Source organism: Rossellomorea sp. DUT-2 (genome assembly GCF_052665285.1).
Window position 1 is genome coordinate 462,593 of sequence record NZ_JBQPEO010000004.1, and the last position, 14,473, is coordinate 477,065.

At 43.1% G+C, this 14,473-nt stretch carries 14 protein-coding genes and 1 tRNA gene; 6 read left to right on the forward strand and 9 right to left on the reverse strand.

All coding sequences use genetic code 11. From position 1 onward, the window contains the following. Positions 1-46 precede the first annotated feature (46 nt). Complete coding sequence (locus ACOSV2_RS17585) at positions 47-1,438, forward strand: aldehyde dehydrogenase (RefSeq protein WP_428976302.1); 1,392 nt, start codon at positions 47-49, stop codon at positions 1,436-1,438. Between the two features lie 62 nt (positions 1,439-1,500). On the opposite strand, the gene ACOSV2_RS17590 is transcribed toward ACOSV2_RS17585, so the two are convergent. Beyond that, complete coding sequence (locus ACOSV2_RS17590) at positions 1,501-1,737, reverse strand: DUF378 domain-containing protein (RefSeq protein WP_113968895.1); 237 nt, start codon at positions 1,735-1,737, stop codon at positions 1,501-1,503. A gap of 199 nt (positions 1,738-1,936) precedes the next feature. On the opposite strand from ACOSV2_RS17590, the gene ACOSV2_RS17595 reads away from it, so the two are divergent. The 3 genes from ACOSV2_RS17595 to ACOSV2_RS17605 all read left to right on the forward strand — a co-directional run bounded on the left by ACOSV2_RS17595 (position 1,937) and on the right by ACOSV2_RS17605 (position 5,345). Beyond that, the gene (locus ACOSV2_RS17595) at positions 1,937-3,100 is read left to right on the forward strand and encodes an iron-containing alcohol dehydrogenase (RefSeq protein WP_428976246.1); all 1,164 of its coding nucleotides are present in this window, start codon (positions 1,937-1,939) and stop codon (positions 3,098-3,100) included. 395 nt (positions 3,101-3,495) lie between these two features. Further along, positions 3,496-4,845, forward strand: coding sequence for a glucose-6-phosphate isomerase (locus ACOSV2_RS17600; RefSeq protein ID WP_428976247.1), 1,350 nt, complete (start codon positions 3,496-3,498; stop codon positions 4,843-4,845). A gap of 92 nt (positions 4,846-4,937) precedes the next feature. Next, positions 4,938-5,345, forward strand: coding sequence for a YugN-like family protein (locus tag ACOSV2_RS17605; RefSeq protein ID WP_397554247.1), 408 nt, complete (start codon positions 4,938-4,940; stop codon positions 5,343-5,345). On the opposite strand, the gene ACOSV2_RS17610 is transcribed toward ACOSV2_RS17605, so the two are convergent. The 6 genes from ACOSV2_RS17610 to nagA all read right to left on the reverse strand — a co-directional run bounded on the left by ACOSV2_RS17610 (position 5,338) and on the right by nagA (position 10,830). After that, positions 5,338-6,330: a potassium channel family protein gene (locus tag ACOSV2_RS17610; protein WP_428976248.1), complete on the reverse strand. Its 993-nt coding sequence runs from the start codon at positions 6,328-6,330 to the stop codon at positions 5,338-5,340. The two genes, ACOSV2_RS17605 and ACOSV2_RS17610, sit on opposite strands and share 8 nt — an antisense overlap. A 52-nt stretch (positions 6,331-6,382) precedes the next feature. Continuing rightward, positions 6,383-6,934, reverse strand: coding sequence for a GNAT family N-acetyltransferase (locus tag ACOSV2_RS17615; RefSeq protein WP_428976249.1), 552 nt, complete (start codon positions 6,932-6,934; stop codon positions 6,383-6,385). A 196-nt stretch (positions 6,935-7,130) separates the two neighbouring features. Further along, positions 7,131-8,348, reverse strand: coding sequence for a lactate 2-monooxygenase (locus ACOSV2_RS17620; protein ID WP_428976250.1), 1,218 nt, complete (start codon positions 8,346-8,348; stop codon positions 7,131-7,133). 310 nt (positions 8,349-8,658) lie between these two features. After that, positions 8,659-8,731: transfer RNA gene (locus ACOSV2_RS17625), tRNA-Ala, on the reverse strand. A gap of 154 nt (positions 8,732-8,885) precedes the next feature. Next, positions 8,886-9,635: a glucosamine-6-phosphate deaminase gene (gene nagB, locus ACOSV2_RS17630; protein WP_428976251.1), complete on the reverse strand. Its 750-nt coding sequence runs from the start codon at positions 9,633-9,635 to the stop codon at positions 8,886-8,888. Further along, positions 9,622-10,830, reverse strand: coding sequence for an N-acetylglucosamine-6-phosphate deacetylase (nagA, locus tag ACOSV2_RS17635; RefSeq protein ID WP_428976252.1), 1,209 nt, complete (start codon positions 10,828-10,830; stop codon positions 9,622-9,624). The genes nagB and nagA overlap by 14 nt, the downstream gene beginning before the upstream one ends. A 231-nt stretch (positions 10,831-11,061) precedes the next feature. Here nagA and nagE point away from each other — a divergent pair, with 231 nt between their 5' ends. Both nagE and ACOSV2_RS17645 read left to right on the forward strand, forming a co-directional pair. Further along, the gene (nagE, locus tag ACOSV2_RS17640) at positions 11,062-12,444 is read left to right on the forward strand and encodes an N-acetylglucosamine-specific PTS transporter subunit IIBC (protein ID WP_428976253.1); all 1,383 of its coding nucleotides are present in this window, start codon (positions 11,062-11,064) and stop codon (positions 12,442-12,444) included. Positions 12,445-12,586: 142 nt separating this feature from the next. Next, positions 12,587-13,312 (forward strand): GntR family transcriptional regulator, encoded by a 726-nt coding sequence (locus ACOSV2_RS17645; RefSeq protein WP_428976254.1) that lies wholly within the window; start codon positions 12,587-12,589, stop codon positions 13,310-13,312. 47 nt (positions 13,313-13,359) lie between these two features. Here the strand turns inward: ACOSV2_RS17645 and ACOSV2_RS17650 are convergent, their stop codons facing one another. Then, positions 13,360-14,103 (reverse strand): SIS domain-containing protein, encoded by a 744-nt coding sequence (locus ACOSV2_RS17650; protein WP_428976255.1) that lies wholly within the window; start codon positions 14,101-14,103, stop codon positions 13,360-13,362. Between the two features lie 53 nt (positions 14,104-14,156). Next, positions 14,157-14,390: a YczI family protein gene (locus ACOSV2_RS17655; protein WP_428976256.1), complete on the reverse strand. Its 234-nt coding sequence runs from the start codon at positions 14,388-14,390 to the stop codon at positions 14,157-14,159. Positions 14,391-14,473: the final 83 nt, after the last annotated feature.

Genomic DNA, 14,473 nt, shown 5'->3' on the forward strand with positions numbered 1-14,473 from the left:
AACTATTAAACATTAATGATTCGGAGGGATTCATGTGTCAACTGAAATGATTATAGAGGAAACTTCTCTTGAAACGGTTGAATCAACACTTCAACAGCATAAGCAATTTTTTAAGTCAGGGGTTACCCGGCCAATACAATATAGAAAAGACTTGCTAGAGAAGTTCTCAGCAGTCATAAAAAACCATGAAGCAGAAATCATCGATGCATTGAAAAGAGATCTAAATAAATCAGAGATGGAAACGTATGCGACAGAAATCGGTATCCTGCTGGAAGAAATTAGATTCGTTCTGAAGAATATCGACGAATGGGCAGAACCAAAAAAGGTTAAAACGGCGAAAACACATATTGGCTCCAAAGCCTATACCGTCCCGGAGCCTTATGGGGTTACACTAATCATCGCACCATGGAATTACCCGATCCAGCTTGCACTGGCCCCTGTCATTGGAGCGATGGCAGCCGGGAATACAGCCATCATTAAACCGTCAGAATTAACTCCTGCTACATCAGCTTTATTAGCGGAAATGATTAATACTCATTTTGACCCAAGACAGCTTTTCGTGATAGAAGGTGGAGTAGAAACGACACAGCATCTCCTGAAACAGCCATTCGATTATATTTTCTTTACCGGGAGCGTCCCCGTCGGAAAAGTGGTGATGGAAGCAGCGGCAAAGCAGTTGATACCCGTCACTCTTGAACTTGGTGGGAAAAGTCCTTGTATCGTGGATGAAACGGCGGATATCCCTCTGGCTGCGAAGCGCATCGCCTTCGGTAAAGTAACAAATGCCGGGCAAACGTGTATTGCACCTGATTACCTCTTTATTCACAAGAGCAAGAAAGATGAATTTATCACTGAATTTAAGAAAACGGTTATTGAATTTTATGGAACAGAACCGCTTAAAAGTGATAAGTTTGGGCGGGTCGTCAACGAACGTCATTTCAATCGGTTAACAAGCTATTTGGAAGATGGTGAAATCCTCTTAGGGGGAAATGTGGATCCTGGGAGCTTAAAAATTGAACCGACTTTAATGAAGCCGAGAGATTTTACTGTACCGGTGATGCAGGATGAAATATTCGGACCGATATTCCCGGTCATTGAATATGAGGAACTTGAGGAAGTCATTGAATTTGTGACCGAGCGACCGAAACCGTTGGCCCTTTATCTGTTTACAAGCAATCCAATCACAGAAGATAGAATCAATGAATCGATTTCTTACGGGGGCGGTTGTGTGAATGATACACTGATGCACATCGTTACTCCATATCTTCCTTTCGGAGGGGTAGGGGAGAGCGGAATTGGAAATTACCACGGGGAATCAAGCTTTTCAACCTTTTCACATTACAAAAGCATCTTAAAACAGACGACGAAGTTTGACTTAAGCTTCCGTTATCCAAGTGGAAGATTTGGTATGCAGATCATTAAAAAGTTACTGAAATAAGAAAGGTGACCCAGAGGATGGGTCACCTTTTTAAGATGATACGGGAGATACCCCGCTTTTCTTTAATAGCGCGTAGGCTCAGTATGAGGTTCTCTTTCAAGCTCTTCCGTTGGTTTGAATAACAGTCCAAGGTTAATTAGACCGGCTATACCAACTAATCCGTATATGATTCGGGATAGAGCGGCGTCTTGACCACCAAAGATGGCTGCAACAAGATCGAATTGAAAGAAACCGATTAGTCCCCAGTTCACAGCACCAATAATGGTAAGAACCAAAGCAATACGTTGAATTGCACTCATGTTGTTTTCCTCCTTATTGAATGGCTCATTTATAAGTTTCCCATTGCGCTTATTCCTATTCAGTTTGACTGCAACAAAATTTCCTTGTGCAAGTTCTTTGCATTTTGGGGATGATATATTCGATAATAGGAAATGTGTTGAAGACATTTTGGGTAACGAAATAGTTCGGCCCTTACAAAATACAAGGAGGTAACAAATAATGAATGAATTTACTTTTTACAATCCAACCAAATTGATTTTTGGAAAAGGACAAGTAGAACAGCTGAAAGAATTGGTACCTCAATATGGTAAAAAAGTGCTTGTCGTATATGGTGGCGGAAGCATTAAGCGTAATGGTTTATACGATCAGGTAATGTCCGTATTGAAAGATATTGACAGCGAAGTATTCGAGCTTTCCGGAGTAGAACCGAATCCGCGTCTTTCCACAGTCAGACGAGGTGTAGAGATAAGTAAAGAAAATAATATCGAATTTATTTTAGCTGTTGGTGGCGGAAGTGTCATCGACTGTACAAAAGCAATTGCTGCAGGTGCAAAATATGATGGAGATGCATGGGATCTTGTAACGAAGAAAGCTTTTGCGAAAGAAGCCCTTCCATTCGGAACAGTCCTGACTCTTGCAGCGACAGGTTCTGAAATGAATGCAGGATCTGTTATCACGAATTGGGAAACGAATGAGAAATATGGATGGGGCAGTCCTGTGACGTTCCCGCAATTCTCTATCCTGGATCCGGAAAATACGTTCACAGTACCGAAAGATCATACAATCTACGGTATGGTGGACATGATGAGTCACGTGTTTGAACAGTATTTCAATAATGCAACAAACACGCCTTTACAAGACCGTATGTGTGAGTCCGTTCTGACTACGGTTATTGAAACAGCTCCGAAGTTGATCAACGATCTTGAAAACTACGAGCTTCGCGAGACGATTCTGTACTCAGGGACAATTGCCCTTAATGGAATGCTGCAAATGGGCTACAACGGTGACTGGGCAAGCCATAACATTGAACATGCGGTGTCAGCCGTATACGACATCCCGCATGCAGGTGGACTCGCGATTCTATTCCCTAACTGGATGAAGCATAACCTGAAAGTGAATCCTGCACGATTTGCTCAACTGGCAGAACGCGTATTCAATGTAGACCCTGCCGGTAAATCTGAAGAAGAAGTGGCACTGGAAGGAATCGAAAAGCTTCGCGAATTCTGGACAAGCATCGGAGCACCGTCCCGTTTGGCAGACTATGATATCGACGACAGCCAACTGGACCTGATGGCAGACAAAGCCATGGTGAACGGCGAATTCGGTAACTTCAATAAATTAAACAAAGAAGACGTTCTTGCAATTCTGAGAGCATCTCTATGATCGATACTGGGAGGGACGGACCTTGTGAAAGAGGTCCGTCCCTCTTCTTTCGTGAGAGTTGGAAAATAAAGTTAATAGGCTGGATTTTTTGTGATTTCGGCTGGATTTAGGAGTGAAACGGCTGGATTCTGAATCATTTCGGCTGGATTTTTCTACAAAACGGCCGGATTGACCATGCTTTCCCCAATGAAAACTTTATTTTTCATGCCAATCACTCTTCATCCGTCCTTCTTTATTGGTTTGTACACCAATAATTAGGGGAACATAAGCGGGTGAGTACGGTTGTTGAAAAAAAGTTTTCAATGCACACGCTTACATAAAGGGAGCTTTCTTGATTCTCGGGTCAGCTTTCGATAAAGTGAGATAGAAGAAAATATTTTAATCGGAGGATGGTTATGACACACATTCGTTTTGATTATTCAAAAGCGTTATCGTTTTTTGGAGAACACGAACTTACATATCTAAGTGATGCCGTAAAGGTGGCTCATCATTCGTTACATGAACAAACAGGTGCAGGAAACGATTTCCTGGGATGGATCGACCTTCCTGTTGAGTACGATAAAGAAGAATTTTCACGCATTCAGAAATCAGCCGAGAAAATTAAAAGTGATTCCGATGTGCTGTTAGTGATCGGAATAGGTGGATCTTACTTGGGGGCCCGTGCGGCGATTGAAATGCTGAATCATAGCTTCTACAATGCCCTGCCGAAAGAAAAGCGTTCCACTCCACAAGTCCTGTTCGTTGGACAAAACATCAGTTCCACTTACATGAGGGACTTAATGGACCTTCTTGATGGAAAAGATTTCTCCATCAATGTGATTTCCAAGTCCGGTACAACGACAGAACCGGCACTCGCTTTCCGCATATTCCGCAACATGCTGGAAGAAAAGTACGGTGTGGAAGAAGCACGCAAGCGCATTTATGCGACAACGGATAAATCAAAAGGTGCCCTTAAAACCCTGGCAACAGATGAAGGTTATGAAACATTCGTCGTTCCTGATGATATAGGCGGTCGCTATTCTGTGCTGACAGCAGTTGGGCTGCTTCCGATTGCAGCTAGCGGAGTGGAAATCGAGACGATGATGAGCGGTGCTGCACAGGCACGTGAAGATTTCGGAAAATCCGAGCTCACAGAGAATCCTGCGTATCAATATGCTGCTGTTCGTAACGCACTATATAATAAAGGAAAAACAATTGAAATGCTTATTAACTATGAGCCAGGTTTACAATACTTTTCTGAATGGTGGAAACAGCTATTTGGAGAGAGTGAAGGAAAAGACCAAAAAGGAATTTATCCTTCTTCAGCTAACTTCTCAACAGATCTTCATTCTCTTGGACAATATGTTCAAGAAGGACGCCGTGACATTTTTGAAACAGTCATCAAGGTTTCAGAGCCACGTCATGAGCTGAAAATCGAGAAGGCTGACAGTGATTTGGACGGCTTGAATTACTTAGCCGGTGAAACAGTGGATTTTGTAAACAACAAAGCATTTGAAGGGACATTGCTTGCCCATACAGATGGTGGCGTACCAAACCTGATCGTGGAAATTCCTGCAATGGATGCATACACATTCGGTTACCTGGTGTACTTCTTCGAGAAAGCATGTGCGATGAGTGGATACCTTCTTGGTGTGAATCCATTTGATCAACCGGGAGTGGAAGCATACAAAGTAAATATGTTCGCCCTTCTTGGAAAACCAGGCTTTGAAGAGAAGAAGGCGGAGCTTGAAAAACGCCTTAAATAAGGAAAGAGCACTGAGGGAAATCTCAGTGCTCTTTTTACATTTTTCTTTCACTTTAGGAGAAACTATCCCTAAAAGAAAGGGGATGGATCCACGTGATAGAGCTTTCATCTAACATTGAAGGACAGCATTACCAACTGTATAAGCTTGAACAGCTATTAAAGCCGCTTGGATATTCAATAGGTGGCAATTGGGATTATGATCACGGCTATTTCGATTACAAAATTGATGACGAAGTGGGCTATCAGTATTTGAGAGTACCGTTTACGTCTGTTGATGGACAATTGGATTCAAGGGGGGCTACGGTTGAATTCGGAAAGCCGTTCCTTCTCTCTCATAAATACCAGCGTGGCTTGGACGATTACGCATCAACAGGAACCTTCTCAGGCTCGGTCAATCAATTTTCCGAACCACAAGATCCTGATGCAAGCTTCCCGGAAGAATATATTGAAGTTGGGAAAGAACTTGTGAAAGAGCTGGAGAACGTTTTATTCTCTAGTTAGAGATCACAAGCAGTTCATCCGTTTCTTCAACCAAAGTAGTCAAAGGAGGATTCACAGTCGTGTTTTCTCCTTTTTTTATGCCTAAAAGGATGATATTGTTTTTTAGAAGATTTGTACTTAACGAATGAAAGCTCTTATTGATGTATTCTTCTGAAACAGGTATCAGCTTTAAATTGTTTCCTTTTAAATGATTCAATAATTTTAAGATGGTTTTAGACATCCCTTGAGAAATGATACTGTTCATCATCACATAGCTTGTTTGCATATTCGTTTGAATCACTTCATCGGCTCCTGCCCGCTCGGCATTGGCCACTTGATCTTTCTGGAGGATTTCAACGACCGTGTATAAATCAGGGTGATTCCCTTTAATGGCAAGAAGAGTCAGGACAGAATTCATGTCTGCCGTTATCTCATCTTTATTTTGATCAGCGGTAATGATGGCGATCGATGCTTCATGGAGATTTACTTTTTTTAAAATGGCATCTCTAAAAGGGGTTCCCCTCACAAAATGGATATGGTTATTCTTGTATGGATTCTTTTGCAGGGTTTCATCGACCAAAATGATATCACATTGGGACTGCAGGGAGGTTAGTTGGTTAATCACTTCCCGTGTCCGCTCATTCCAACCTACGACTACAATATGTTCCTTCCCCTTGAACGTTGCTTTGCCTTCCAAATACGCATTTTGTGTCATGACCGTTTCTGCTGCAAGCATGACAAAATAAGTAGAAAGAAAACCGGCACCTACTAAGATGAGAATGATGCCAATCAGTCTGCCTTCAAACGATGTGGGAACAAAATCTCCATACCCCACAGTGGAAGTGGTGATAATCGCCCACCAGATCCCATCGAATAGGGAAGGGAAGGTATCGGGCTCGATGAAATGAATGATCGTTCCGAATGAAAGCATCAACGTAATGGCGATCGTGAATATTCGAATTACTAAAGGCCAGCGCAAGAATCCATGAAACATTTGCTGCACCATACTACCAGCTCCTTTTCATCTGCACTGACCATTATTGCCTATTCAGGTTCTTCTAAAACTCAGAAAGCCATTCTTTCTTCAATAAACTGTACATATGCGCATCATATTGATGGTCATCTTGAAGAATATACTCTCTGAGTAACCCCTCCTGCTTGAAACCAAGCTTTTCAACCACTCTTGAAGAAGCTTTATTGAATGGGATAATCACTGCCCCAACACGGTTCATTTCTTTATCTGCAAATAGGTAGTTGAGTAACGGGGAGAGTGCCTCACCCATGATTCCCTTACCCCAGTGTTCAGGGCTAAGGTCGTATCCGATTTCGCAACGCTTATACGCTTTCGAAATGCCGTGGAACCCGCATGTCCCGATCATTCTATTCGAATGCTTCTCCACGATGGCCCAGCGCATGGGACCGCCTGACTCCAAGTGCTTTTCGTAGTTCTCAACCATGCTTACCGCCACTTCTTTCGATTCAATCGGACTCATTCCGAAATAGCGGAGAACGTCACCGGAAGTATAGAGTTCATAAAGGAAATCGACATCTTCCATCGTAATCTGCCTTAGTACGATTCTCTCTGTTTCAAATACTGGATATTTTCCCAAAATTATCAATCCCCTTTGTACATGAAAGTATACCATGTAAGGGGGCGGGGGAGGATAGGAAATTTTATAGTCCCTTTTCCGTTCATGGTTTGTCATATGGGAAAGTTGCATGAGGAAGCATAGCTGGAGACTGATCTCTCGAAACACAAATGAACTGATCGTAAAAGCCCCTGTCAATTAGACAGAGGCTGCTTCATCATGACTTCATTCCGGCAGATTGTGTATCCGGTCTTCCTGACTTTGAAGGAAATGATACGTCTTGCACGTCGGTCAGAAGAGATGGATTTAATTCAGAAACGGATGCTTGACCGGAAAGGGCTAACGTCAAATCGAGGTCGGCCAGTATATTCCGGATGACTTCCTTCACTCCTTGTTCACCAGCCAGGGTCAATCCATACATATAGGGTCTACCTAAGAGAACGGAACTCGCTCCGAGGGCCAATGCTTTCACAACATCCGCACCCCGTCGGATTCCACTGTCAAATAGTACAGGGATCCGTCCATTCACAACCTGACAAATAGCCGGCAATGAACCTAAAGCTCCAACGGCCCCGTCAACCTGTCTTCCACCATGATTGGATACAATGATCCCATCCATTCCGTGATCGATGGCAAGCTTTGCGTCCTCGGGGTGTAGAATTCCTTTAAGAAGAATCGGCAGACTTGTATGATCTCGCAGGAATTCCAGGTCATCCCACGTCAAACTGGCATTGCCAAACACTTTGGACCAAAGGGTGGCAGCTGCCTTACCGTCAACTTCAGGGGGATCTTTCAGCATTGAACGAAAGACAGGGTCGCTCACATAATTCCCAACTCCTTCTCCCGACAGAAAGGGAAGATACGCGTTTTCAAGGTCTGATTCACGCCATGCCATCATCGGGGCATCAAGAGTAACGACGATTGCGGAGTATCCGGACGCTTCAGCCCTCTCCAGCATACTGGCTGCAATCTCACGGTCGTTGCTCCAATATAGCTGAAACCATCTTGGGGAGTTACCCATGACAGAAGCGATTTCCTCCATGGAGTAAGTAGAGGCTGAGCTTGCAATGAACGGAACATTCATGGATGATGCAGCACGTGCAGACGCCAGCTCCCCATCAGGGTGAACGATGGATTGCACTCCGATGGGAGCGAGCATAAGAGGGGAGGAGAATGTATCTCCCCATAAAGTTACCTTCAGATCACGGTTTTCCACGTTATTCAGCATACGGGGAACAATCTGCCAGCGGTCGAAGGCATTTCTGTTGGCGCGCATCGTATCCTCACCGCCGGCACCTCCAGCTACATAATAAAAAGGACCGTCTTCAAGCTTTTCCCGGGCCATTAGTTCAAGCTCTTCAAACCTGAATGGAATGGAGGGACGGACCTTCCTCTGATAGATTTCATTTTGGACATGGTTTCCATACTGATTCATGGTATTCTTCTCCTTTCTTCTATGCCGGAACAGGTGCGAAAAATAAAAAGGAAGCGTATGTAAAAGGCGATTTCCTTATAAGGAAAATGGTACTTGCATAATTCAGAAAAGTCAATTTATTTCAAGGTGAAAAAAGAGACCGATCATACGACCGGACTCCTATGGTATTAGTATGTTTGAGACGACGATATTTTCTATGAGGTATTATGTTGACGGTAAAACATACATTGTCACTGAATCGATGAACCGCCAACCATCTAAAAACATAAAAAAACGTCCTTATTGAAAATAAGGACGCCTTCTTTATGTATGGAGCATAGCGGGATCGAACCGCTGACCTTTTGGCTGCCAGCCAAACGCTCTCCCAGCTGAGCTAATGCCCCGTGAATCGGTCAAGATTAATTATAAGAAATGTTCATAGCGTTCGTCAATCTTTTTTTATAATATTCTTAGCTTTAATTTATATAAGAGCGGCGAACCATTGTCCGCCGCTCTCCAGACATGGACTTAAGATACTCACTCCACATCTTCATCCTTTCATCTATTCAACAACGCTAACCCTTTCACCATTGCCAGCGCTTCTTTATCGGCAATCACCGTGACATGTTCGTGGCGATTCAAGATAGAAGCAGGGAAGTTCTCAGAGATTTCTCCTTCAACTAACTTTTTCATGGCCACTTGTTTCGCCTCACCTGAAACAAGGAGAAGGATTTCTTTGCTTTTCATAATCGAAGAAATCCCCATTGTGATGGCTTGTGCAGGTACTTCATCCATCGAGTCGAAATAACGGGCATTAGCCTCGCGTGTTGACTCGGCAAGCTCGACAATGTGGGTGTTAGTATCAAAAGAAGTACCTGGTTCATTAAATCCGATATGTCCGTTGCTGCCGATTCCCAGAATTTGAAGATCGATTCCTCCATGTAAACGGATCTTTTCATCATATGCCTCACATTCCTTTTCGAGGTCGACTGCTTTTCCAGAAGGGATATGAGTGTTCTCTGAATCAATATCAATATGTTTAAATAGGTGATCATTCATGTAATGGTAATAGCTGTTAGGGTGTTTACCGGATAACCCGATGTATTCGTCCAAATTAAAGGAAGATACATGTTGATAGGAAGTCCTGTTCTGTTTATGGTCATGGATCAATGCCTCATAAAGCCCTTGTGGTGTTCCGCCTGTGGCCAATCCCAGTGTCAGTTGTTTAGAGCTTTTCACCTTGGATAATAGATAGTCTGCAGCGACTTGACTCATTTCCTGGTAGTCTTTCACTTCAATTAGTTTCATGAGTATCATCCTCTCGAATATAGGCTATTTTTCCTTTGCAAATTGTTGTGTATACATCTCTGTTTTCGTCCAGGATGACGAGGTCTGCATCTTTCCGGGGAGCAAGGCTTCCTTTTCGATCAAAGACATTCAATTGTCTGGCAGGGTTTTCAGCGGTCATTTTGATCGCACTTCTCATATCCCCGGTTGTGAATTCCTGGATATTTGTAAAGGCATCCCTCATCTTCAATACGCTTCCTGCTAATGTGTCCTCGTCTAATAATGCTTTCCCGTCCTTAACCGTCACCATCTGGCCGCCAAGATCATATTGGCCATTCTTCAAGCACTTGGCTCTCATGGAATCAGTGATAAGGATTAATCGCTCGTCTGTAATTTGATCGAATGCCAATTGGACCATTTCTGGACGTACGTGGATACCATCTGAAATCAATTCCACCATTAATTCTTTTCGAAGGAAGGAGGCGCCGACAATACCAGGCTCCCGGTGATGAAGTCCCGACATTTGATTGAACAAGTGGGTAACATGGGACAAGCCTGCATCGATGGCTTTCCCGACCTGATCATAGGTTGCATTGGAATGGCCCACTGAAGCGACAATTCCATTCTCTTTTAAGTAACGGATCAATTCGTATTCATCATCAAGTTCAGGGGCAAGGGTCACCAACTTAATATTCTCTCCTGAAAGAGCATGCCAGTTTTTAAATACTTCTACATTTGGCTTTTGGATACGGTTCAGAGGCTGTGCCCCTGCCTTACCCGAGTTAATGAATGGCCCTTCTAAATGAATGCCGAGTATTTCTGCCTGACCACCCCTTTGATGGTTTGACATATAGTCTGCCGTTGCCGTCAAGGCTTTTTCGATTGCACCGGATGCTTCCGTCATGGTTGTCGCAAGGAAGCTCGTGGTTCCTTCTTTCGGAAGTGTCCCGGTCATCGTATCAAGAGCTTCTCGCGTGGCATCCATTGTGTCGGCACCATTTACTCCATGAATATGAATATCTATCATTCCCGGGACAACACTATATCCATGGGGAAGCGAAATCACTTTGTATTCTTCAGAATCGTTTAACTGGGAACGGTCACCCATTTCGGTGATCTTTCCATTCGCTATTTTGATATACCCTTTTTCATATACTGTATTTTCTGCATAGATGTCTCCATCCAAGATAAGTAGTTTCTCTATATTTGAGGTCACTGAAATCACTCCTTGAGTACTTTACACTTCTACCATAACATCGTTTAGTATAGATGTCTATACCAGTTTGTGTTTGGTCAGTGTATTTTGTTATTTTCAAAAGTAATTAGACTCTATTATCTCATCAAATCTCTATTTATATTGATAAAATTGGTATAGACAACCATTCCTTTTTAATGATATGATTTGTTTTGTTTAAACGCTTTCACTTGAAGAAAAGGAGAGAATAGTATGTTAGGTTTCTTACAACGAATTGGTAAATCGCTCATGCTTCCAATCGCGGTGCTTCCTGCAGCTGCATTATTGCTGCGTTTAGGTCAGGATGACTTATTGGGAATCGCGTTCATGTCTGAAGCAGGAGATGCCATATTTAAAAATTTAGCATTAATCTTTGCCATCGGGGTGGCAATCGGATTTTCGAAAGATGGAAATGGTACGGCCGGATTAGCCGGTGCCATCGGTTATTTGGTGTTAACGGGCGGGTTAAAAGCCCTTGATCCGGATTCCAACATGGCCATTTTCGGAGGGATCATATCCGGGGTCGTGGCAGGTTTATTATATAACCGTTTCAATGATATTAAACTTCCTGCCTGGCTGGGCTTCTTCGGGGGCAGACGTTTTGTTCCGATTGTAACCGCTGCGTCCATGGTATTACTAGCAGGGATATTTGGAATCATCTGGCCACCAATCCAGAGTGGGATCAACTCCATTGGTGAATGGATCATCGGTGCCGGAGCCACTGGAGTCGGTGTGTTCGGTCTGTTGAATCGTCTCTTGATTCCAGTCGGGCTGCATCACGTGTTGAATACACTTGTATGGTTTGAATTTGGAACATTTAAAGATGCAGCAGGAGAAATTGTGAAGGGGGATATCCCACGTTTCTTTGCTAAGGATCCAACAGCTGGAACGTTCCAGACGGGATTCTTCCCTATCATGATGTTCGGTCTTCCGGCAGCTTGTCTTGCGATGATTGTGACAGCGAAAAAGCATTTACGTGCCAATGTATCGGGGATGTTAATCGGTTTGGCCGTCACTTCATTCCTAACAGGGATCACAGAGCCGATTGAATTCAGTTTCATGTTCTTATCTCCTGTTCTTTATGGTATTCATGCTGTTTTAACAGCAAGTTCGATGGTCATCACATACGTGCTTGGTATTCACCACGGTTTTGGTTTCTCAGCCGGTGCTTTTGATTACATTTTAAACTTCAACATCGGTCAAAAACCGTGGCTGTTATTAGGAGTAGGCATTCTTTACGGAATCATCTACTTCATCCTATTCACTTTCTTGATCAAGAAGTTTAATCTAAAAACTCCGGGTCGTGAAGATGATGAAGATGTGGTAGTAGCAGATGAAAATTCACGTGGAAATAGTAAATATGAAGTAATGGCAGAACATTTCCTGAAGGATCTGGGCGGGAAAGAAAACCTGGCAGTGATCGATAACTGTGCCACACGATTACGATTACAAATTAATGACGCCACACTGGTAGATGAAAAAGCCTTAAAAGCACATGGGGCTAAAGGCGTGATGAAGGTGAACAATAAAAACCTTCAAGTCATTGTAGGGACCGATGTGGAATTTGTTGCGGATGAGTTGAGAAAGTTAAAATAACAGGGGAGGGCAGACAGGTTTGTCGTATTTGGCAAAACCCGTCTGCCACTTTCATATAGACATGGGATATTTGTCTGTTATAAACAGGGTATATATACTAAAATAAAAGATAAATCGTTATATATCGAAAGGAGAAGCGTTCGTGGTAAATAAAAATTCTCCTCTTCCTTTGTATTATCAGTTAGAAGAGCACCTGAAACATTTAATACAGTCTGAAGAGTTAAAACCGGGTGATGCCCTTCCATCTGAGCGGGAGCTGGCTGAATCGTTCAAAATCAGCAGGATGACCGTGAGACAGGCCATTACCAATCTTGTGAATAAAAATGTGTTATATAGGGAAAAAGGGCGTGGGACATTCGTCTCTCACCGCAAAATCGAGCAAAGTCTCCAGGGGTTAACTAGCTTCAGTGAAGATATGAAGAGTCGGGGACTCGCGCCCGGTAATAAATTACTGCATTTCGAAATTTCTCCGGCCGCAGACGATATTCAGGAACTTCTTTCGTTAGAGGAAGAAGAGCTGGTGTACACGATTAAGCGAATCCGTCTTGCGAATGGTGAACCAATGGCTCTGGAGACAAGTTATATTCCCGTGAAGCTGCTTCCTGGATTGAATCAGGAAATATTGGAAAGGTCACTGTACCACTATATTGAAAGCGAGCTGAACCTTCACATCAGTCATGCCACTCAATCAGTGGAAGCGGCAATTGTGACGGAAGAGGATGCGTTGCATCTAAAGGTAAAGAGCGGGGAGCCGGTGCTCTTCATTCAGCGTGATTCATTCTTGGAAGACGGCACCCCTTTTGAACTGGTAAGATCGATTTATCGAGCTGATAAATATAAATTCAAAATCAACTTGGACAGACTGTAATAAAAGAGTAGGAGCCCTTTTTTATAAAGGGCTCCTACTCTTTTTCTCTATAATCCTTTTGTTAACAGGGGAATACGCTGACGATATTTCTCGATCAATCCTTCGTTATGATTTTCTGCTCCTTCCACGTTTCCGCTGATGAAGATAGGCGGCTCAAATCCGCCTATCACCATGTTTTCAATGGCACCTGCCATAACGCTATTTAATATCGCCGCGCCGATGACCGTTGAAGATGGAGAGAACGGAACAGCCACTCTTGGGTCAGTCAGTACCGCATCGCCTACAACGGAGTGATTATTTATGGCAAGATCCACTACTTCACTCAGAAATCTTCCGCTGGGATGTCGGGACGTTTCCTTCTCTACATAATCAAAGGAACTGATGGACACAACATAAGCGCCCCTCTCTTTGGCGTGAAGAGCGACATCAATGGGAACGGGATTTTTTCCTGATGTGGAGATAACAATCACCACATCATGGGGCTGAATATCTTGCGCATTCATAAACTCACCCGCATACCCTTTCGCTCTTTCTAACTGAGAGGAGCGTACTGCTCCTTCATGAAGCATGAGCGGCTCTATCAAAATAGGATTGATTGGAACCAGTCCACCTGCCCTATAGAATACCTCTTCAGAAAGGATGTGAGAGTGACCGCATCCGAACAGCTGGATGATGCCGTCTTCTTGGATGGAAGAAGAAATCTTTTGAGCAAGCTCTGCCATTTTTTCAGCTTCTTCGGTTTGAACAACATGTAATTTTTCCTGGATTTTTTCAAAGTATGTAGAAATCATTTTCTTCCCGCTTTCCTGTTTCTTTTCAGCATATCATATTTCTTGTGAACGTCTTAGAAGAGGGAATAAATACTGACAAACCCTACAAACAATGCTGCAACGAATGAGAAGTAAGCAGAAGCTTTCTTGTTGGAATTATATTCTGAAAGTCCCATCACAAGCATCATGGCACCTAAAGAAAGGAGCATGATGGTCATAATGAACTCAGGCGGATTCTCACTTACCAACCCGTACAGGGCAAAAGCGATAGCGATGGTGGAAAAAAGGATTCTTAACTTGAACAGCATGAAATTCACTCCTGACACTATAGATAAGACAATAATAACATTTATTTCCATTCATATTTGAAAATCTTTGCTCTGCATACTTT

Coding starts and splice junctions, on each gene's coding strand:
- ACOSV2_RS17585 (WP_428976302.1), top strand. CDS start 47: ATGATTATAGAGGAAACTTCTCTTGAAACGGTTGAATCAACACTTCAA.
- ACOSV2_RS17590 (WP_113968895.1), bottom strand. CDS start 1,737: ATGAGTGCAATTCAACGTATTGCTTTGGTTCTTACCATTATTGGTGCT.
- ACOSV2_RS17595 (WP_428976246.1), top strand. CDS start 1,937: ATGAATGAATTTACTTTTTACAATCCAACCAAATTGATTTTTGGAAAA.
- ACOSV2_RS17600 (WP_428976247.1), top strand. CDS start 3,496: ATGACACACATTCGTTTTGATTATTCAAAAGCGTTATCGTTTTTTGGA.
- ACOSV2_RS17610 (WP_428976248.1), bottom strand. CDS start 6,330: ATGGTGCAGCAAATGTTTCATGGATTCTTGCGCTGGCCTTTAGTAATT.
- ACOSV2_RS17620 (WP_428976250.1), bottom strand. CDS start 8,348: ATGAATCAGTATGGAAACCATGTCCAAAATGAAATCTATCAGAGGAAG.
- nagB (WP_428976251.1), bottom strand. CDS start 9,635: ATGAAACTAATTGAAGTGAAAGACTACCAGGAAATGAGTCAAGTCGCT.
- nagE (WP_428976253.1), top strand. CDS start 11,062: ATGTTAGGTTTCTTACAACGAATTGGTAAATCGCTCATGCTTCCAATC.
- ACOSV2_RS17650 (WP_428976255.1), bottom strand. CDS start 14,103: ATGATTTCTACATACTTTGAAAAAATCCAGGAAAAATTACATGTTGTT.
- ACOSV2_RS17655 (WP_428976256.1), bottom strand. CDS start 14,390: ATGCTGTTCAAGTTAAGAATCCTTTTTTCCACCATCGCTATCGCTTTT.